Genomic DNA, 17,920 nt, shown 5'->3' on the forward strand with positions numbered 1-17,920 from the left:
TGCTGGTGCGGGCGGTCACGAGTTGTCGAGCGGCAGTCCGGGCGGGTTGACCTCGGACTTGGCGACGGCCTCGTTGGAGAGGTTGTAGGCCTTGAGCCACTGGGCGTACTGACCGTTCTTGATCAGGTAGTTGATGGCGTCGGCAAGGGGCTTGGCGAGGCCGCTGTCCTTCTTGGCGGTGGCCGCGATCAGGCCCTGGAGGCTGGCGCCGGCGCCGGAGTAGGTGCCCGCGGTGCGGGTGGCGTTGGGCGTGTTCGCCGTCTGCTTGTTGTGGTAGGCGAAGCCGGGGTTGGGGCCGAACGAGGCGTCGATCTTCCCGCTGTTCAGGGCCAGGAAGGTGCTGGTGCTGTCCTGGAAGTACTTGACGGTGAGCTTCTTGCCCTCCTTGGCGAGCTTCGACTGCCACTCCAGGAGGATCTTCTCCTGGTTGGTGCCGGAGCCGACGGCGACCGTCTTGCCCGCGAGATTCTCGTAGTTGCCGTCGAAGTTCCAGGTGCTCTTCTTCGGCACGATGAAGGCGAGGTTGTCCTGCCGGTAGGAGGCGAACTCGTACTTCTTCTTGCGCTCCTCGGTGTCGGTGATGTTGGAGAGCGCCACGTCGACCTTGCCGCTGTCGATGCCGACGAACATGTTCTCCCAGGTGAAGTTCTTGATCTCCGGCTGGAGTCCGAAGACCGCGGCGACCAGGCGGCCGAGGTCGGGTTCGGAGCCGGTGAGGGTCTTCTGGTCGCTGCCGACGTATGCCAGCGGCGGGAAGCCGGCGGGCAGGGCGCCCTCACCGATCACCAGCTTGCCGCTCTTGCGGACGGCCGCGGGCAGTTCCGCGCTGATGGACTTGACCTCGGAGACCTTGATGGTGGTCTGGGTGGCGGCGCCGTTGGAGACCCGTCCGACGACGACCTCCCCGGACTTGGCGCTGTCGGTGGTGGTGGCCGCGTCGCTGTCGCCCCCGCAGGCGGCGAGCCCGGTGGCGAGGGAGGCGACGGCGGTGGCCGCGGTGATGCCTCTGATCAGGCTGCGTCGGGTGAAGTGGGTAGACATGGCGGTTCCTTGTCGGTGCCGGTGATGAGGGTGAGGGCGTGGGGGGAGGTCTTGGGTGCGGGGAGGTCTGGGGTGCGGCGGTTCAGAGGACCTTGCTGAGGAAGTCCCTGGTCCGCTCGTGCCGCGGCTTGTCGAGGACCTCGGAGGGCGGCCCCTGCTCGACGATCCTGCCGTCGTCGATGAAGACGACCCGGTCGGCGATCTCGCGGGCGAAGCCGATCTCGTGGGTGACGATGACGAGCGTGGTGCCGCTGGTGGCCAGGTCCTTGATGACGGAGAGGACCTCCCCGACGAGTTCGGGGTCGAGCGCGGAGGTGGGCTCGTCGAAGAGGATGACGCCGGGGCGCAGGGCGAGGGCGCGGGCGATGGCGACGCGCTGCTGCTGTCCGCCGGAGAGCTGCCGCGGGTAGGCGCCGACGCGTTCGCCGAGGCCGACGCGTTCGAGGAGCTCCTTGGCCAGTGCCTGGGCCTCGGGCTTGGTCAGTTTGCCGGTGGCGACGGGGGCGGCGGCCACGTTGTCCAGCACGGTCAGGTGCGGGAAGAGGTTGAAGTTCTGGAAGACGAAGCCGATCCGGCTGCGCTGGGCCAGGATGGCGCGTTCGCTCAGCTCCTTGAGTCTCTCGCCCTGCCGTTTCACGCCGATCAGTTCGTCGTTGACGCTGACGTAACCGATCTCGGGCTTCTCCAGGTGGTTGATGACCCTGAGGAGCGTGGACTTGCCGGAGCCGGACGGGCCGAGGATGACGGTGACCTCGCCGGGGCGGATGGTCAGGTCGACGCCGTCGAGGACCCGGTGGGCGCCGTACCACTTGTGGACGTCGTGGATCTCCAGGGCGGCGGGTGCCGTCTCCAGGGTGTCGGTGATGCTCATACGGCGGCCTCCCGGCGGACGCGGGCGCGCAGGTCGGTGAGGCCGGCCCGCAGTTTCTGCCAGGGGGTCGGCGGCAGCGAGCGGGTGGCGCCCCGGGCGTAGTACCGCTCGACGTAGAACTGGATCACGGAGACGACGCTGGTGAGGATCAGGTACCAGACGGTGACCACCAGCAGCAGCGGCACGATGTCGCCGGGGTAGGTGGAGCCCATGCTCTGCGCGGTGCCGAAGAGGTCGAGCAGCGAGACGTAGAAGACCAGCGAGGTGCTCTTGATGAGACCGATGAGCTGGTTGACGTAGTTCGGGATGATCGACCTGAGCGCCTGCGGGAAGACGATCCTCCGGAACTGGTAGCCCTTGGGCAGTCCGAGCGCGGCGGCCGCCTCGTGCTGGCCCTGGTCCACGGAGAGGATGCCGCCGCGGACCACCTCGGCCGCGTAGGCCGCCTCGTTGAGGCTCAGGCCGACGACGGCGATCACCATGTCGGTGGCGAGCTTCGACTCGTCGAAGGAGAAGAAGGCCGGCCCGAAGGGGACGCCGACGCTCAACGTCTTGTACAGGGCGCTGAAGTTGTAGAGGAAGAGCAGGACGACGATGAGCGGTATGGAGCGCAGCGCCCAGACGTAGGTCCAGCTGACCGCACGCAGCACCGGGCTCTTCGAGAGCCGGGCCAGCGCGAGCAGGACGCCGCCTATGAGTCCCAACACCGCGCTGTAGGCGGTGACTTCGAGGGTGATGACCAGCCCGTCGAGGATGGTCGGCCGCAGGAACCAGTAGCCCCAGCGGTCCCACTGGTAGAAGGGGTTGGTCACCAGTCCGTGCGCGAACTGGGCGACCAGGACCAGGACTACGGCGGTGGCTATCCAGCGCCCTGGCCTGCGCAGCGGCTGAACGCGCTGGGCGGCGAGGGGCTTTGGGGGTTCGTCGGCGGCGGACGGCGCCTCGGGGGCGAGGGTGGCGCCTGGGGGTTCACTCATGGCGGGCTCCGGCGGAGTCGGACACCTCGGGTCCCGCGGCCGGGCACGCGGCACCGTGCCGTGTTCGGGCACGGCACGGGGCGCGGGGGCGCGGGGGACACGGAGGCTGGGCGGGCGGCGTCACACCGGACGGCCGGTGCTTTCGTCAGGAACGCTGAGGCGCGATGCTGCGGGTGCGGGGCGGGAAAGCCTGGTCAGACCCGACAGCGGGCACAGCCCGGTGCGGTACACGCGCTACACAGGGCGCTGTTGACACGGAGCAGGTCGACGGCACGGTCGGCGACGAGCGGACTCGGGTACGGCTGTACGCAGCCCGCGGCGCGGCGCGGGGCCGTGCTGGAAGCTGCGTACATGTCCGTCACCTGTCACTTGGTGGCCCGCTGGGCCGCGCGCTTACCGAACGTCGTCATTCGGTCGGGTCGTCACCTGGGGCACCCCACCGCGGTGCGAGGGTTGCCGGTCAGCAAGCCAGGGCTTGATGCTGACGCTCTTGACCGTTCTGGTCCGTAAGTTAGGCAGCCGCCCGAAGAAATGTCAACGCCTGTCCAGTTGGCGGAACAGTTGAATCGGCTCTCACCTGCGGGAAGCGTCCGCGGCATGTCCGGCCCAGTCCAGGATCTGGACGGCCGCGCCGGCGGCTTCCAGGCCCTGGCAACGGCCGTGGTGGCGGCGGGCGATGCCGTCGAGGTCGAGGTGGATGCCGAAGGCCGGGTGCGCGGCAAGCCGCCGGGCGTAGGCCCACAGCACCGGGTGGTCGGCGACGCGGTGCACGGCGGAGGCGTCCAGGTGGTTGCGGTGCACGGTGTCGAGTTGCACCAGGGTCACCCACAACTCGACGTCGGCAGCGGTCAGTCGACCGTCGACCAGGAACTCGACGCCGGTGAGCCGGTGCTCCAGTTCGCCCAGCGCGGCGAGCAGGGTCTCCAGCGCCCGTGGGTCGCCGCCCTCCCGGCCGGCACGCTGCGCGGCCTGTTCGATGTCCTCGGCGCACAGTCGCTCGACCGCCTCGATCTCGGCCTCGGCACCGCACGGGTACAGGCGCGTGACGCCGTCGCCGAAGTGCCGGTCGAGGTCGCGCAGGATGTCCCGGCCGTGAGTGGAGACGATCCGGCCCGACCAGTCGTCGCTGAGCACCGGTGCGAGGGCCGGTCCCGAGTAGCGGTGGGCGCTGGCCTCGTACAGCGGGCGCAGTGCCGTGTGGCTGCCGTCGGGGTGGTCCGGGACGGCGGGCAGGAAGGTCACCGGACAACAGTCGTCGAGGGCGAGCAGGCTGTGGCCGACGGCGATGCGGAGGCCGTCGGGACAGGCCGTGGCGAGGTGGAGCCGGTAGCGGCCCGGCACGGCGTAGTGACCGCTGCGCGCGTCCCGTCCGATGCGGCCGCGGAAGGCGGGCGCGGTGCGGACGGACGGAAGGGCGGCGAGTGGAGTGATGGACATGCGTCTCCCCGGGTACGGGCGCGTGGACGTACGCGCGGCGGAAGCGTTCGTCGGTGGGCGGGCGCCGGCCCGGGCGACGGTGCGCGGGCGGCGGCGAAGCGCGGGCGGTCGTGCCCGGCGGCGGGGCGCGGGCGGTCGTACCGGGCGGCGGGGCGCGGGCGGTCGTACCGGGCGGCGAGGCGCGGGCGGTCAACCCGTACGGCTGATGGCGCTGCACACCCGCAGCAGGTCGATGTGCAGCCGGGAGGTGAGCAGCGGGGACCTGAACAGGGAAGCCGGCCAGGGCGTACGGCACTCTCGGCGCTCCGTGCCGGTGACCGCGCGCAGCCGATCCATCTTTCCCTACCTTTTCTATAGGATTCCCAACTGGAGTGTCGATCCGGCTCCGCCCGGCGTCAAGAGGGCGTCCACGCCTGGGACACCGGCTTCGCCCCGCCGGCGGTGGTGCACGGCTCCCCCGCGTCCCCGGCGCTCACCCGAACGGCACGCGCGGGTGGTCGGCGGCCGGAACGGATGGTGGCGTGGAAGGACGTACCCGCGTTCCCCGCGAGGGCGCAGCGGCGCCTTCCGTGGAGGGACGTACCGCGTTCCCGAGGAGGCAGCCGCCATGACCCGTCCGTCCCGACCCGCGCGTGTGGTCGCCGCGGCCCTGGCGGCGGGGGCCCTGCTCGCCACCGCCGCCTGTTCGGGCGGGAGCGACGGCTCCGGAGCCGCGGCCGTCTCGCCCGCCGCCGAGCGCTCCCCCGCGTCCCCGTCGCCGACCCCCGCCCTCACCGGGGCGGGCGCGCAGGCGGCGCTGATCACGCCGGCCGACGTCGAGGACAACTGGCAGCTGGCCACGGACGCCGCGACCTGGCGCAACACCATGCTGGTCGGCAAGGTCGACGTGGCCGCGTTCCTCACCGCCAAGGCCGACGCGGCCGACTGCCAGCGGCTGCTCGACGGCCTGTACTCCGACAGTCTGCTCGGCCGCGCCTCGGGCGCCTCCGCGCTGCGCGGCTTCACCTCGGACACCGCCCGGATGCTGTACCAGGTCGGCGACTACGGTTCGGACAGCCTCAACTCCACGCTGACCTGGCTGAAGAGTCTGCCGGAGAAGTGCAACCAGTTCACGGCCACCGGCAAGAACGGCGACAAGCGCACGATCCAGGTCGTCTCGGCGCAGGTCCCGGACGTGGGCGACGGCCGGGCGGCCCTGACGGTGACCGTGCAGGGCACCAGCGAGGGGCAGCCCGTCACCTACGTCACCGATGTCGCGGTGCTGCGGATCGGCGCGTCCGGGGCGGCCGTCACCAACGGCGCCCTGGACGCCGTCGACCACGACAGCACCACGCTGGCGGTACAGAACGGCGCCCAGCGCCTCAAGGACGTGCTCGCCGGCAAGACCCCGGCCCCGATGCCGAGCCAGTTCGACTAGCGCCCAGCGCCGCCGGCCTCAGGACCGCCGGTCCAGAGCCGCCGGTCGAGGGCTCACCGTTCGGCCGCTCAGGGCTGGCCGGCGGTGTTGTTCGCCCAGACGGCGACATGGCCGGGCGCGTAGACGACCAGGTTCCGGTCGTCCTGGAGTTCCAGGTCCGAGCCCGGACGGCGGGCGGTGCCGGACGCCCAGACCGGGCGGTTGCCGGGCGCGACCACCACCAGGTTGCCGTCGTTCTGCATGAACAGCACGGAGTACGGGTCGTGGGTGCCGCTCTGCCAGACGACGCGGCCGCGCGGGATGGTCTCGACCAGGTTGCCGTCCTGCTGCATCACGAGGACGTTGAGCCCGTTCGGACTGACGAGCCGGTCCCCCGGGTTGAGGCGCCCGCCGGGCAGCAGCCGGCCCCGGTACTGGGTGGCCGCGGACGGTTCGAGGCGGTGGACGGCCGTCGCGCCGCCGGCCCGCGCTGCTGTGGCCTGCGCGGCTGCTGCGGCGGGAAGTAAGGACGAGCCCAGTGCGGCGGCGAACACCGCGGTGAACGTGATGACACGGCGAAGGTATGGCACATTCCCCCCTTGGCTTCCGGCCCGTTGCCGAGGGCCGACCCGGGTAAGCATCCTCTTCCCCCGACGGCCCGGACAGGCGGCGGCCACCGCGCCCGGGCGCACGGCATGGCGTGCGCGCCAGGCCGCGGTGCGCCGCCACGGGCCCGCGCCCCCGAAAGCCTGTCGGAACTCCTGCCAGGTGTCGTCCGGGGCCCAGTTCGCGCCGCACACGGGAATGGTGCCGTCCTCGGTGGCCGCCACGATGTACCGCTGCCCGACCGTGCGGTCGACCCGGTCGGGGGTGTCCAGGACTACTACTCAGGCGACGGCCCGTCACGGCTGAAGTTGGAGAGGTTCATCCGCCACCACCTGGTCTTCAACGCCGCCGGCGTCCCGGAGTCGGTCATCGACGAGCGCTACCGGGCCAGCATCGACCCCGAGGTGGTCGCCGCTCCGCCCCTGAGGCGTCCGGCCGGACCGGGCGCACTGCGCGCCCTGTGGCGGACCGACTTCACCCGCGACCCGCGGCTGCGGCGGCTGCCCGTGCCCACCCTCGTGCTGTGGGGCGCCGAGGACCGGGTCAACCGCCCGTCCGGCGCACGCCTGTTGGCCGACCGCATGCCCGACTGCGACCTCTACCTGGTGGCGAACACCGGGCACTGGGTGCAGTTCGAACGGGCCGGCCTGTTCAACCGCCTCTGCGCGGACTTCCTGGCGGGCCGCCGATGACCGGGGACGACGGGCAGGCCGCCCGGTCCGTCTTCGGCGCCGTCCACCTCGGCCACCTCGTCATCGAGACCGACCGCCTCGCCGACTGGCGGCGCTTCGGCACCGACGCCATCGGCATGCACCACGACGCGCTCTCCCGCGACCTGATGCGCTTCCGCCTCGACGACCGGGAGTGCCGTTTCCTGCTGCGGCGCGGTCCGGCCGAAGACGTCGTGGCCACCGGCTGGCACGTCGACGACCACACCGCCTTCGAGCGCATCGAGGCCCGCGTCCGCGCCCACGGTGTGCCCCTGGTCACCGGTACCGAGGAGGAGGCGGCCCTGCGCGGCGTCGAACGCCTGGTGCGGTTCCCCGGGCCCAAAGGCATCACGCAGGAGCTCTGCACCACCCCGACGAGGTCCGCCGAGCCGCTGCGCATGCTCGCCTCCGGTTTCGTCACCGGAGCTGCCGGCCTGGGCCACATCGCCCTGACCTCCACCGGGCCGTCGCGGATCCGGGGGTACTTCGACACGCTCCTCGACGCCCGCCTGACCGACGTCATCGAGGAGACCATCAGCGGCGTCCGGCTCAGGATCCGCTTCCTGCGCGTCAACGAACGCCACCACTCCATCGCGGTGGCCAACGTCCGCGGCCTGCCGGTCGACCCGGTCCGCACCCGCGTCCAGCACCTCAACGTCCAGGCCGCCACCCTCGACGACGTCGCCCGCAGCTACCAGCGCGTCCACGAACTCGGCTTCGACATGGCGCTGTCCGTCGGCCGGCACACCAACGACCGCGAACTGTCGTACTACGCCCGCACCCCCTCCGGCTTCGAATGGGAGGTCGGCTGGAACCCCCTCGTCATCGACGAGACCACCTGGGAGCCCAGCACCCACCAGGGCATCAGCGTCTGGGGGCACCTCCCGGTCGGCCGGACCATCGTGGACAAGCTCGCCCAGTTCCGCCTCGGCGCCCGCTCCCTGACCCGCCCGGAGAACACCGTGCCCGCCCTCGGCGGCGCCGGCATCGCCGACGGCCAAAACGGCCGAGGGCCGGTTCAGGATGTCTCCTGAACCGGCCCTCGGCCTGCGACTGTCTCCAGTCGGGACGACAGGATTTGAACCTGCGACCCCTTGACCCCCAGTCAAGTGCGCTACCAAGCTGCGCCACGTCCCGCTGCGGAGTCACGCGGGAGGTTCCGCGTGATCACGCAGGTCAACACTACCGCACACGTACGGGTGCTGCCGCCGTCCGTTCCGGGACCGGGCCGGTGATCCGGCCGGTGCGGCGGACCGGGACGAGGAGTGCGGCTCCGGCCGCCGTCAGGCAGAACAGGGTCAGCAGGGCCCAGGCGTGGGTGTACCCGGAGGCGTACGGCAGTCCGGAGGACTGGAGCCGGCCGGTGACCAGGACGCTGGTGAGCGCGGCGCCGATGGAGCCGCCGATGGTGCGGATGTTGGCGTTCATGCCGGTCGCGGCGCCGGTCTGCTCGGGCGGGACGCTGCCGACGATGAGGTTGGCCATGGAGGCGAAGGCCAGCCCGATACCGAGGCCGAAGAGCCCCGCGACGACACCGATCTGCCACCGCTCGTCATGCCAGAGGGTGAGGAACCCGCAGGCCAGCGCGCCCAGCGCGGCACCCGTGGTGAGCTGCGCCTTGGCGCCGACGCGGGGTTCGAGACGGCCGCCGACGACGCCGGAGAGGAACATGGCGATCAGCATCGGCAGCAGGAGCAGACCGGACTCGGTGACGGTGGCACCGAAGCCGTAGCCGGCCGTGCCCGGGGTCTGGACGAAGCCGGGCAGGAAGGACCAGATCGCGTACATGCCCGCGCCGAACAGCAGGGCCGCCGCGTTGGTGGTCCGGACGGCCGGCAGCCGCATCACACGCAGGTCGATGAGCGGGGTCGCGGACCGGGACTCGGTCAGCAGCCAGACCGCGAACAGCACCACGGCCGTGCCGAACAGGCCGAGCACCCTGGCCGAGCCCCAGCCCCACTGGCCGGCCTGGCTGAGCGGCAGCAGCAGCGCCACCAGCCAGGCGGAGAGCAGCCCGGCGCCGAGCCAACTGACGCTGCCCTCGGCCTTCTTGGGCGACTCGGGGACATAGCGGGCGGCGATCAGGACGGTCACGGCGACGACGGCGACCGGGATCCAGAACAGCCACCGGTAGTCCAGCGCCGAGACGATCGGACCGGCGGCCACGATGCCGACGCCACCGCCGGCCGCGATCACCGCGGAGAGGTTGCTGATGCTGCCGCTGACCTCGGCCGGGCTGAACTCGTCCCGGATGATGCCGAAGGAGAGCGGGAACAGGGCGCCGCCGACGCCCTGGACGACCCGGGCGATGATCAGCACACCGATGTTCGGGGCGAGGGCGGCGAGCAGACAGCCCGCCAGGACGGCGACCAGGACGGCGACCAGGCTGCGCTTCTTGCCGGTCAGGTCGCCGACCCGGCCGAGTATGGGGGTGAAGACCGAGGCGGACAGCAGGTACGCCGTCATCACCCAGGTCGCGGTGGACTGCGAGGTGTGCATCGCGTGCTGGACGGTCGGCAGGGCCGGCGCGACCAGCGACTGGAGCATGGAGAACACGCCCGCACCGGTCGCGAGGACCGCGAAGGTGAGGCGGGTGGACTTCCGGGGCATGAAGGAGCCTCTCCGAAATCGGAAGGAGACGGGAGAGATGTCGATGAGCGTGCGCGAGGGCGGGCACAGGTCGCGTCCGACCATGGCCCTGCCACTCCGCACTGCTAAAGTGGAGGTACTCCTCCACTCTAGCGGAGGTAACCCTCCGCTTCAACCGAAGTCGAGGAACCCCTCCGGTTCATCCCTGTCACGCGGGAGGCAAGCAATGACGGACAGCCCGTTCCCCGTCAGTGAGATCGTCGCGTCCCGCAGACCTCACCGGAAGGACGCGGCCCGCAACTACGACGCGCTGATCGCGGCCGCCCGGGAGGCGTTCGCCGAGCACGGCGCGGACGTCTCCCTGGAGGACGTGGCGCGCCGCGCGGGGGTCGGGATCGGCACCCTGTACCGGAACTTCCCCACCCGCCGCGACCTCTTCGAGAGCGTCTACGCGGACGAGGTCAACGCGCTGTGCCGGGCCGCCGTGGAACTGGCCGGGCAGGAACCGTGGGAGGCGCTGACGTCCTGGCTGGACCGCTTCACGGGCTACGTGGTCACCAAGCGGGCGGTGCGCGAGGCGCTCAACGACGAGTCGGAGATCTTCTCGGCCTGCCGGGACTCGATGTACGCGGCGGGCGGCCCGCTGCTGGAACGGGCCCAGAAGGCGGGCGTGGTCCGCACCGACATGGAGATCGGCGACCTGCTGCGGATGGTCTCCGGAATCACGGCGACGGCCTTCGAGGACGAAGCCCAGCGCGACCGCGTCATGTCCATCGCCCTGGACGGAGTACGAGCGGTGCGCTGAACGCCCCGTCAGGGGCGCCCCCTCACCCGATCCCACCGTGGCGCACGGACCTGCCCTCGTACGCCGCCCGCAACACACCCGACGCGTCCTCGGCCGTGACGCTCCGCGGATTCGCGTACGCCTGCCCGGCAACCTGCGCCGCGGCCACCGCCAAGTCGGCCTCTTTCAGGCCCAGTTCGGCAAGTGAGCGCGGCGCACCGAGGCCCCCGGCCAGCTCCTGGAGGGCGGCCGGCGCGTCCACGGCCCCCAGCGCCCGCCCCACCGCGGCCGCCGCCTCCGGTACGGCCGGCGCGTTGAAGGCGAGCACGTACGGCAGCACGACCGTGTGGGTCTCGGCGTGCGGGAGCCCGAAGGTGCCGCCGAGGACATGGCAGAGCTTGTGATGCAGGCCCATGGTGGTGGCCCCGAGGCAGGCCCCGCAGAGCCAGGCGCCGTACAGGGCGCGGGAGCGGGCCGGTACGGAGTCCGGGGCGGCGGCGATGCCGGGCAGCGCGTCCGCCATCGCCCGTACGCCCTCCTGGGCCATCAGCGCGACCAGCGGCGAGCCGTCCGGCGCGTACAGCGCCTCCACCGCGTGCGCGAGGGCGTTGATCCCGCTGGTCACCGAGAGCGGGACGGGCAGGGTGAGGGTGAGCTCGGGGTCGTACACGACACTGCGGGGCAGCACGACGGGGTCGCGGCCGGTGCGTTTGACGCCGTGCTCCGTCAGGCCCCACACCGGGGTCATCTCGGAGCCCGCGTAGGTGGAGGGCACGGCGATCAGCGGCAGGCCGGTGCGCAGGGCGATGGCCTTGCCGAGACCGATGGCCGATCCGCCGCCGACCGCCACGCAGCCGTCGGCGCCCGCGGCCCGCGCGGCCGCCACGCCCTGGTCGGCCACCTCCGCGGGGACGTGCATCCGGGCGCCGGTGTGCAGCCCCGCGCAGGCCGGTCCGAGCGAGTCGGCGACGGCCCGCGCGGTGTCCGCGCCCCGCTCGCCGCTGAGCACGAGCAGCCGCCGCAGGCCCAGGTGCCGGGCCTCCTCGGCGGTCGCGGTGAGCGCGGCGCCGGGCCGGAAGACGACCCGGGCGGGCCGCGCCTCGTACACGAAGTCGAAGGAGCCGGAGGGGCCGGAAGGGCTGGAAGGGCCGGAGGGGTTCACGGGCGTTCCAGGACCAGGTCGAAGCGGGCGTGCCGGAAGGGGTTCGCCACCCCGAACTCCTTCGCCAGGGCCGGGTCGTCGGTCGGGGTGAAGTCCTTGACCAGGCTCTCCTTCACCGCGAACACCGCGTCCGAGTCCAGGTACTCGCCGCCGGCGACGAAGATGTGCGTGGTGACCGGTTCGTGCCCCTCGGCGGAGACGATGAAGTGGATGTGCGCGGGCCGGTAGGGGTGCCGCCCGGTCGCCTTCAGGAGGGCGCCCACCGGGCCGTCGGTGGGGATCGGGTAGGCGCTGGGCACACAGGTGCGGAACCAGAAGCGGCCCTCGTCGTCCGCGGTGAACAGGCCGCGTCCGTTGCCGGCCGGCTGCACGCCGGGCTGCTGCACGTCGTAGAAGCCGTGCGGGTCGGCCTGCCACACGTCCAGGACCGCGCCGGGGAGCGGGGTGCCGTCGGCGGCCCGGACGACACCGCTGACCACACAGGGCTCGCCGGTGCCGACGAGGTCGATGTCGGCGCCGAGTTCCCGGACCGGCGACTCGGTCATGTGGAAGGGGCCGAGCACGGTCGACTCGGTGCTGCCGGGGGCACTGTGCCCGTTGACCGTCTCGACCAGCATGGACAGGCCGAGCACGTCGGAGAGGAGGATGAACTCCTGCCGGGTGTCCGTGCACGTCTGCCCGGTCGCGGTGAGGAACGCGACCGCCGCCTCCCACTCGTGCCGGGTCAGCCGGGTCTCGCTCGCGAAGGCGTGCAGATGGCGGATCAGCGCGCCGAGCAGCTCGCGCAGCCGGGGGTCCGCGGTGGCCCGCAAGCTCTCGACGGCCTCCGCGGTGACCGCTTCCTCGGTTGTCATGCCGGCTCCTTGCCCGGAGGAACAGTGCCCTTCGGTGATCGTAAACCCGTTTACCGTTCAATGAACCGGATTCGGTCCCGGGTCTACTTGATGAACGCGTTGGCGACCACCACGATCACCCCGAGCAACGCGTCGACCATGCCGATGAGCACGGCCGCGAACCAACTCCGCCGGGACCAGCGGGCCGTGACCAGGCCGAGGCCGAACAGGATCGCGATGTTCAGGTAGAACGCCGGGTACTCGACACCCTTGGCCGGCCACCAGCCCCAGCCGGCGCCCGCGAGCAGGAAGACCGTCGGCAGCACGGCGACGACCAGCGGCCATTCCTCGGCCAGACTGTGCAGCAGGTCCCAGTGCCGGTACGGGACACGCTCGGCGATGTGGTGGGCGTAGCCGTGGGCCAGCGCGGAGGCGCAGGCGGTGACCAGCAGCCACACGGCGTCGTAACTGCGGCTGGCGGCGGAGGTGTGGCCGTACTGGGTGAGCGCGGCGACCATCGAGCAGGCCAGCACGGCGCCGTAGACCCCGCCGAACAGCACGGCCTCGCGGGTGTCGTGCGCACGCGGCCGGGCCGCGGGCGGCGTCGGGTCAGCCATGTCCACCACGATCACCCGCCCGGATCGCCCCCGCCAGTCCGGACGGGTCTCCCCCGCCCGTCCGTCCGGACCGCGCCCGCCCGTCCGGCGGCCCGACGAAGTGTCCTGCCACCAGGTCCGACGTCCCACACCCTGTCCACGGCCGGGCGCCCGGCCGGCTCGCTAGGGTCGGCGTATGACGACCCACAGCTTCGCCCTGCACATCCCGGACGCCGACCTCGAACCCGACCCGCTCGACCCGGCGCAGATCGTGTCCGGCACGCCCGAGGTGACCGGGAAGGTGGTCTGGGAGTCGGCCGACGGCAGGCAGGTCCGCGGCATCTGGCAGATCACCCCGGGGGTGGTCACCGACACCGAGGCGGACGAGCTGTTCGTGGTGGTCAGCGGCTCGGCGACGATCGCGGTCGAGGGCGGGGAGACCTTCCGGGTGGGCCCCGGGGACATGGCCGTGCTGCGCGCGGGCGACCGTACGACGTGGACGGTGCACGAGACGCTGCGCAAGGCGTACGCGATCAACCTCTGAGCGTGCTCAGCGGGCCACGGAGGCGGGCATGTTGTACGGCGTGACCACCTGGATCGCCGACGGCAGGCTCGGACCCGCCGGGGGCAGCGCGCCCTGGGCGCGCATCACCAGGTGGCAGGCCTCGCGCATGTCCTGGCGCAGGTCGTGGTGGAGGACCGCGGACAGCCGGTGCTCACGCAGCAGCCGGGTGTTGTCGTGGTCGAGGTCGTGGGCGACGAACACCACGCATTCGCGCCCCAGTTCGGCGAAGGCCCGCAGGGTGGCGTTGTTGCCGCCGCCGATCGAGTAGACGGCGCGGATCTCCGGGTCGCGTTCCAGGGCGGCGCGGACCAACTCGTACTGGGTGGCGTCCAGTCCCTGTCCCTCCGCGATCTCCACCAGGGCGCGCTCGGGATGGGTGGCCCGCATGACGCTGCGGAAGCCCATCTCGCGCTCCTCCTCGTTGCGGAAGAAACCGCTGCTGAGGCTGGTGAGGACGTTGCCGGGCCGGTCGCCGAGCCACTGGCCCATCAGGTAGGCGGCGGTGGCACCCGCGGCGCGGTTGTCGCTGCCGACGTAGGCGAGCCGGCCGCTGGCGGGCAGGTCGGTGACCAGGGTGACGACCGGGATCCCCGCCGACCTCAGCCGCCCGACGGCCGCGGTCACGTCGGGCACGTCCGGTGCCTTGAGGATCACGCCCTGGGAGCCGCGTCTGGCGATCCGGTCCAGCGTCTGCACCAGGTCCCCGACCGGCCCGGTCTCCCGGAAGTGGAACCGGGAGCGCACCACCGCGGGATGCAGTGCCGGCAGTTCCGCCTCCAGCGCGGAGCGCACGGCCGTGGTGAACCGCTCGGGCGCGTGCATCACGATGTCGACCATGAAGGTACGGCCGACCAGCCGGACCTGGGTGCGCTGCCGGTCCAGATCGGCGATCGCCTGCCGCACCTCCCGCTCGGTGCTCTCCCGCACCCCGCCGCGGCCGTTCAGCACCCGGTCCACGGTGGCCTCGCTGAGCCCGGCCTGACGTGCGATCTCACGGATCGGGAAGGGATGGCCCACGGCCTGACTCCTTGAGGGGTTTTTGATGGCCTGCTGCCGATTGTTCGACGGGTTTGTAATGACAACAATGACAGAGCCCCGCCGCTCCCGTGGCCGTACCCCCGGCTCCGGCCGTGGCCGTGACCGTGACCGAAAGCAGGACGCCGATGTCCCTCGCAGCCGAACCGGGCCGCTCCTGGCTGTCGTCGCAGGACTGCGACCTCGACACCTTCCGCGAGCTGGTCGAGCGGACCACCGACCCGGCCGACTACCCGCACGCGTCGGCCGTGGCGGAGAACGTCCTCGTGTACGACAGCGAGCGGCTGCGCGGCGCGCGGTCGGCCCGTGAGGTGCAGGCCGAACTGGTCCGCGCCCTGACGGACGGCCCCGGCGTGGTCGTCTTCAAGGGCGCGTTCCCCGACCCGCTGGTGGTCGACCGGGCCACGGCGGTGTTCGAGGCGCTGATCTCCGAGCAGAACGAGTCGGGCGCGGGGGCCGGCGACCACTTCGCGAAACCGGGTGCCAACGAACGGGTGTGGAACGCCCTGGAGAAGGCGGCGCTGTACGACCCGGAGGTGTTCGCCGACTACTACGCGAACGACATCGTGGCCCTGGTCTCCCGGGCCTGGCTCGGCCCCGGCTACCAGATCACCTCGCAGGTCAACGTGGTCAACCCGGGTGGCGCGGCGCAGACCGCGCACCGCGACTACCACCTCGGTTTCCTCTCCGACGAGCAGGCCGCGGCCTATCCGGCGCATGTGCACCGCCTCTCCCCCGTGCTCACCCTCCAGGGCGCGGTCGCGCACTGCGACATGCCGGTGGAGTCGGGGCCGACGCTGTACCTGCCGTACTCCCAGACCTACGAGCCGGGCTATCTGGCCTGGCGCCGGCCCGAGTTCCAGGCCTACTTCAAGGCCCGGCACGTGCAGCTGCCCCTCGCGAAGGGGGACGCGGCGTTCTTCAACCCGGCGGTGTTCCACGCGGCCGGCACCAACCGGACCCTCGACGTGCGCCGGACGGCCAACCTGCTCCAGGTGTCCTCGGCCTTCGGCCGGGCCATGGAGACCGTGGACCGGGAGGCGGTGGCCAACGCGGTCTACCCGGTGCTGCGCCGGCGCCGCTCGGAGGGCGCGGGCGAGGCATGGCTGGAGAACGTCGTCGCCGCGAGCGCCGAGGGCTACCCGTTCCCGACCAACCTCGACAGCGACCCGCCGGTCGACGGGATGGCCCCGCCCTCGCAGGCGGACCTGGTGCGGCGGGCGCTGCGCGAGGACTGGGTGCCGCGGGTGCTGCGGGACGAACTGCGGGCCGCCGCGGCCCGGCGCGAGAGCTGAAAGGACAGCGGACATGGGACTTCTCGACGACAAGGTCGTCCTCGTCAACGGCGGTAGCCAGGGCGTCGGCGCGGCCGTCGCGCGGGCGGCGGTACGGGCGGGCGCGAAGGTCGCCGTCACCGGCCGCCGTCCGGAGCCGGGCGAGGCCCTGGTGGCCGAGCTGTCCGCCGCAGGCGGCGAGGCCCGGTACGTGCGGGCCGACCTCGCCGACGCCGAGCAGGCCAGGTCCTCGGTGGCCGAGGTGGTCGACGCGTACGGCCGGATCGACTGCCTGGTCAACGCGGCGGGGCTCACCTCCCGGGGCACCCTCCTGGACACCACGCCGGAACTGTTCGACCAGCACATCGCGGTCAACCTCAAGGGGCCGTTCTTCGCCATGCAGGCGGCGGTGGCCGACATGGTCGGCCGCAAGGCGCCCGGCACGGTCGTCAACATCATCACGTCGTCCGCGCACGGCGGCCAGCCGTTCCTCGCGCCGTACGTCGCCGCGAAGGCCGGACTGATCGGCCTGACCCGCAACGCGGCGCACGCGCACCGCTGGGACCGGGTGCGGATCAACGGGCTGAACATCGGCTGGACGGCGACGGAGGGCGAGGACGCCACCCAGCGGGAGTTCCACGGGGCGGGGGACGACTGGCTGGAGGAGGCGGCGGCGCGGCTCCCGATGGGGAAGCTGGGGCAGCCGGACGAGATCGCCGACTTCGTGGTGTTCCTGCTGTCGGAGCGGTCGGGGGTGGTCACCGGGTCGGTGATCGACTGGGACCAGAACGTCCTGGGCGGTCTCGACTGAGAGCCCGCCGCGCTGTGCCGTCTGTCGCCTGCCGCCACATCGTGGCTCGTCGCGCAGTTCCTTCCCCAGCCTTCGGCCGGGGTACCCCCAGCGCCCCTTCGGGGGCGCCTCACCACCCAGCATTCAAGGAGTAACGCCCTCATGCGCATCGGAATCCTCGGCCTCGGCCGCATTGGTGCCTTCCATGCCGAGACCCTCGCCGGGCTCGACGCCGTCGAGTCGCTGGTGTTCACCGATCCGTTCGCGGACGCCGCCAAGGCCGCCGCCGAGAAGTTCGGGGCCGAGGTCGTGGACTCGCCGGAGGCGCTGCTCGCGGCCGGCGTGGACGGCATCGTGGTGGCCGCCGCCACCGACGCCCACCCGGCCCTGATCCTGGCCGGTGTCGAGGCGGGCATCCCGGTCTTCTGCGAGAAGCCCGTCGCCAAGCACATGAGCGACGGTGTCGAGGTCCTCAAGGCCGTCCAGGGGAAGGGGGTGCCGATCCAGATCGGGTACAACCGCCGCTTCGACGCCGGGTTCGTGGCCGCCCGTGCCGCCGTACAGGGCGGCGAGCTGGGCAAGCTGCACACCGTGCGCTCCACCACCCTGGACCCGGCTCCGCCCCCCGCCGCCTACGTGGCGGTGTCCGGTGGCATCTTCCGGGACTGTTCGGTGCACGACTTCGACATCATCCGCTGGGTGACCGGCCGTGAGGTCACCGAGGTGTACGCCGTCGGCGGCAACCGGGGCGCCGACTACATCAAGGAGGCGGGCGACGCCGACACCACCGGCGCCATCCTCACCCTGGACGACGGCACCATCGCGGTGGTCTCCAACTCCCGTCACAACGCCCGGGGTTACGACGTCCGGATGGAGCTGCACGGCTTCCAGGACTCGATCGCCGTGGGCCTGGAGGACAAGCTCCCGCTGCGCTCGGTCGAGCCCGGCGTGACCTTCCCCGCGGGCACTCCGCACGACTTCTTCATGGACCGCTTCACGGCCGCCTACCGCGCCGAGCTGACCGCGTTCACCGAGGTCGTGGCCGGCACCCGGCCCTCCCCCTGCACGGTCGAGGACGCCCTGGAGGCCGGCTGGATCGCCGAGGCCTGCACCCTGTCTCTGCACGAGCACCGTCCGGTGACGATCGCAGAGGTGCGCGGAGCCTGACACCGCGCACGGCGGCGGGGCGGGCACCGGACCGAGCACGCGGTCCCGGCACCCGCCCCGCCGCCCTTTTCCCCGGCAGCGGCGTCT

18 protein-coding genes, 1 tRNA gene, 1 pseudogene and 1 riboswitch are annotated in these 17,920 nt (G+C 72.1%); of the genes and pseudogenes, 8 read left to right on the top strand and 12 right to left on the bottom strand.

Translation table 11 applies throughout. The features are described 5' to 3' along the window. Positions 1–15: 15 nt before the first annotated feature. The 5 genes from MB828_RS35140 to MB828_RS35160 form a co-directional block, all read right to left on the bottom strand. Positions 16–1,041, bottom strand: coding sequence for an ABC transporter substrate-binding protein (locus tag MB828_RS35140; protein WP_133022486.1), 1,026 nt, complete (start codon positions 1,039–1,041; stop codon positions 16–18). A gap of 82 nt (positions 1,042–1,123) precedes the next feature. Further along, on the bottom strand, positions 1,124–1,912 hold the full coding sequence (locus MB828_RS35145; RefSeq protein ID WP_133022485.1) for an amino acid ABC transporter ATP-binding protein: 789 nt from the start codon (positions 1,910–1,912) through the stop codon (positions 1,124–1,126). Continuing rightward, entirely contained in the window at positions 1,909–2,889 is a 981-nt protein-coding gene (locus MB828_RS35150) for an amino acid ABC transporter permease (protein WP_301651717.1), read from the bottom strand. The genes MB828_RS35145 and MB828_RS35150 overlap by 4 nt, the downstream gene beginning before the upstream one ends. Before the next feature lie 384 nt (positions 2,890–3,273). Beyond that, a riboswitch (SAM riboswitch) is annotated at positions 3,274–3,385 on the bottom strand. A 77-nt stretch (positions 3,386–3,462) separates the two neighbouring features. Continuing rightward, positions 3,463–4,326, bottom strand: coding sequence for a glutathione S-transferase C-terminal domain-containing protein (locus MB828_RS35155; RefSeq protein ID WP_301651718.1), 864 nt, complete (start codon positions 4,324–4,326; stop codon positions 3,463–3,465). Positions 4,327–4,515: 189 nt separating this feature from the next. Further along, a complete protein-coding gene (locus MB828_RS35160) occupies positions 4,516–4,662 on the bottom strand; it encodes a hypothetical protein (RefSeq protein ID WP_165941422.1) in 147 nt (48 codons plus the stop codon). Positions 4,663–4,933: 271 nt separating this feature from the next. Between MB828_RS35160 and MB828_RS35165 the strand changes: the two genes are divergently transcribed. After that, entirely contained in the window at positions 4,934–5,743 is an 810-nt protein-coding gene (locus MB828_RS35165) for a hypothetical protein (protein WP_301651719.1), read from the top strand. A gap of 68 nt (positions 5,744–5,811) precedes the next feature. On the opposite strand, the gene MB828_RS35170 is transcribed toward MB828_RS35165, so the two are convergent. After that, the gene (locus tag MB828_RS35170; RefSeq protein ID WP_301651720.1) at positions 5,812–6,312 is read right to left on the bottom strand and encodes a hypothetical protein; all 501 of its coding nucleotides are present in this window, start codon (positions 6,310–6,312) and stop codon (positions 5,812–5,814) included. Between the two features lie 288 nt (positions 6,313–6,600). Here MB828_RS35170 and MB828_RS35175 point away from each other — a divergent pair. Next, positions 6,601–7,020: pseudogene (locus MB828_RS35175) on the top strand (alpha/beta fold hydrolase); the annotation flags it as partial. After that, a complete protein-coding gene (locus MB828_RS35180) occupies positions 7,017–8,072 on the top strand; it encodes a VOC family protein (RefSeq protein ID WP_301651721.1) in 1,056 nt (351 codons plus the stop codon). The pseudogene MB828_RS35175 and the gene MB828_RS35180, both read left to right, overlap by 4 nt. Before the next feature lie 29 nt (positions 8,073–8,101). On the opposite strand, the gene MB828_RS35185 is transcribed toward MB828_RS35180, so the two are convergent. Together MB828_RS35185 and MB828_RS35190 are read right to left on the bottom strand one after the other, a co-directional pair. Continuing rightward, positions 8,102–8,175: transfer RNA gene (locus MB828_RS35185), tRNA-Pro, on the bottom strand. Positions 8,176–8,220: 45 nt separating this feature from the next. Continuing rightward, the gene (locus MB828_RS35190) at positions 8,221–9,648 is read right to left on the bottom strand and encodes an MFS transporter (protein WP_301651722.1); all 1,428 of its coding nucleotides are present in this window, start codon (positions 9,646–9,648) and stop codon (positions 8,221–8,223) included. A gap of 205 nt (positions 9,649–9,853) precedes the next feature. Between MB828_RS35190 and MB828_RS35195 the strand changes: the two genes are divergently transcribed. Continuing rightward, on the top strand, positions 9,854–10,432 hold the full coding sequence (locus MB828_RS35195) for a TetR/AcrR family transcriptional regulator (protein ID WP_301651723.1): 579 nt from the start codon (positions 9,854–9,856) through the stop codon (positions 10,430–10,432). Between the two features lie 22 nt (positions 10,433–10,454). Here the strand turns inward: MB828_RS35195 and MB828_RS35200 are convergent, their stop codons facing one another. From MB828_RS35200 to MB828_RS35210, 3 genes are all read right to left on the bottom strand, one after another. Continuing rightward, entirely contained in the window at positions 10,455–11,573 is a 1,119-nt protein-coding gene (locus MB828_RS35200; RefSeq protein ID WP_301651724.1) for a maleylacetate reductase, read from the bottom strand. Further along, on the bottom strand, positions 11,570–12,427 hold the full coding sequence (locus MB828_RS35205) for an intradiol ring-cleavage dioxygenase (RefSeq protein ID WP_301651725.1): 858 nt from the start codon (positions 12,425–12,427) through the stop codon (positions 11,570–11,572). Before MB828_RS35205 ends, MB828_RS35200 begins: the two co-directional genes overlap by 4 nt. Positions 12,428–12,510: 83 nt before the next feature. Beyond that, the gene (locus tag MB828_RS35210) at positions 12,511–13,023 is read right to left on the bottom strand and encodes a hypothetical protein (RefSeq protein WP_301651726.1); all 513 of its coding nucleotides are present in this window, start codon (positions 13,021–13,023) and stop codon (positions 12,511–12,513) included. A gap of 175 nt (positions 13,024–13,198) precedes the next feature. Here MB828_RS35210 and MB828_RS35215 point away from each other — a divergent pair, with 175 nt between their 5' ends. Further along, positions 13,199–13,546, top strand: coding sequence for a cupin domain-containing protein (locus MB828_RS35215; protein ID WP_133022474.1), 348 nt, complete (start codon positions 13,199–13,201; stop codon positions 13,544–13,546). A 6-nt stretch (positions 13,547–13,552) separates the two neighbouring features. Here the strand turns inward: MB828_RS35215 and MB828_RS35220 are convergent, their stop codons facing one another. Then, the gene (locus tag MB828_RS35220) at positions 13,553–14,584 is read right to left on the bottom strand and encodes a LacI family DNA-binding transcriptional regulator (protein ID WP_301651727.1); all 1,032 of its coding nucleotides are present in this window, start codon (positions 14,582–14,584) and stop codon (positions 13,553–13,555) included. A 146-nt stretch (positions 14,585–14,730) separates the two neighbouring features. Here MB828_RS35220 and MB828_RS35225 point away from each other — a divergent pair, with 146 nt between their 5' ends. The 3 genes from MB828_RS35225 to MB828_RS35235 all read left to right on the top strand — a co-directional run bounded on the left by MB828_RS35225 (position 14,731) and on the right by MB828_RS35235 (position 17,833). After that, positions 14,731–15,897 carry a phytanoyl-CoA dioxygenase family protein gene (locus MB828_RS35225; RefSeq protein ID WP_301651728.1) on the top strand — a complete coding sequence of 389 codons (1,167 nt, stop codon included), beginning with the start codon at positions 14,731–14,733 and terminating at the stop codon, positions 15,895–15,897. Between the two features lie 13 nt (positions 15,898–15,910). After that, complete coding sequence (locus MB828_RS35230; RefSeq protein WP_133022471.1) at positions 15,911–16,687, top strand: SDR family oxidoreductase; 777 nt, start codon at positions 15,911–15,913, stop codon at positions 16,685–16,687. A gap of 141 nt (positions 16,688–16,828) precedes the next feature. After that, entirely contained in the window at positions 16,829–17,833 is a 1,005-nt protein-coding gene (locus MB828_RS35235; protein WP_301651729.1) for a Gfo/Idh/MocA family protein, read from the top strand. Positions 17,834–17,920: the final 87 nt, after the last annotated feature.

It is taken from the genome of Streptomyces arenae (genome assembly GCF_022343545.1).
In the GTDB taxonomy this organism is placed as follows: domain Bacteria; phylum Actinomycetota; class Actinomycetes; order Streptomycetales; family Streptomycetaceae; genus Streptomyces; species Streptomyces humi.

Coding starts and splice junctions, on each gene's coding strand:
- MB828_RS35230 (WP_133022471.1), top strand. CDS start 15,911: ATGGGACTTCTCGACGACAAGGTCGTCCTCGTCAACGGCGGTAGCCAG.
- MB828_RS35190 (WP_301651722.1), bottom strand. CDS start 9,648: ATGCCCCGGAAGTCCACCCGCCTCACCTTCGCGGTCCTCGCGACCGGT.
- MB828_RS35225 (WP_301651728.1), top strand. CDS start 14,731: ATGTCCCTCGCAGCCGAACCGGGCCGCTCCTGGCTGTCGTCGCAGGAC.
- MB828_RS35140 (WP_133022486.1), bottom strand. CDS start 1,041: ATGTCTACCCACTTCACCCGACGCAGCCTGATCAGAGGCATCACCGCG.
- MB828_RS35150 (WP_301651717.1), bottom strand. CDS start 2,889: ATGAGTGAACCCCCAGGCGCCACCCTCGCCCCCGAGGCGCCGTCCGCC.
- MB828_RS35145 (WP_133022485.1), bottom strand. CDS start 1,912: ATGAGCATCACCGACACCCTGGAGACGGCACCCGCCGCCCTGGAGATC.
- MB828_RS35180 (WP_301651721.1), top strand. CDS start 7,017: ATGACCGGGGACGACGGGCAGGCCGCCCGGTCCGTCTTCGGCGCCGTC.
- MB828_RS35235 (WP_301651729.1), top strand. CDS start 16,829: ATGCGCATCGGAATCCTCGGCCTCGGCCGCATTGGTGCCTTCCATGCC.
- MB828_RS35160 (WP_165941422.1), bottom strand. CDS start 4,662: ATGGATCGGCTGCGCGCGGTCACCGGCACGGAGCGCCGAGAGTGCCGT.
- MB828_RS35155 (WP_301651718.1), bottom strand. CDS start 4,326: ATGTCCATCACTCCACTCGCCGCCCTTCCGTCCGTCCGCACCGCGCCC.
- MB828_RS35210 (WP_301651726.1), bottom strand. CDS start 13,023: ATGGCTGACCCGACGCCGCCCGCGGCCCGGCCGCGTGCGCACGACACC.
- MB828_RS35205 (WP_301651725.1), bottom strand. CDS start 12,427: ATGACAACCGAGGAAGCGGTCACCGCGGAGGCCGTCGAGAGCTTGCGG.
- MB828_RS35195 (WP_301651723.1), top strand. CDS start 9,854: ATGACGGACAGCCCGTTCCCCGTCAGTGAGATCGTCGCGTCCCGCAGA.
- MB828_RS35215 (WP_133022474.1), top strand. CDS start 13,199: ATGACGACCCACAGCTTCGCCCTGCACATCCCGGACGCCGACCTCGAA.
- MB828_RS35165 (WP_301651719.1), top strand. CDS start 4,934: ATGACCCGTCCGTCCCGACCCGCGCGTGTGGTCGCCGCGGCCCTGGCG.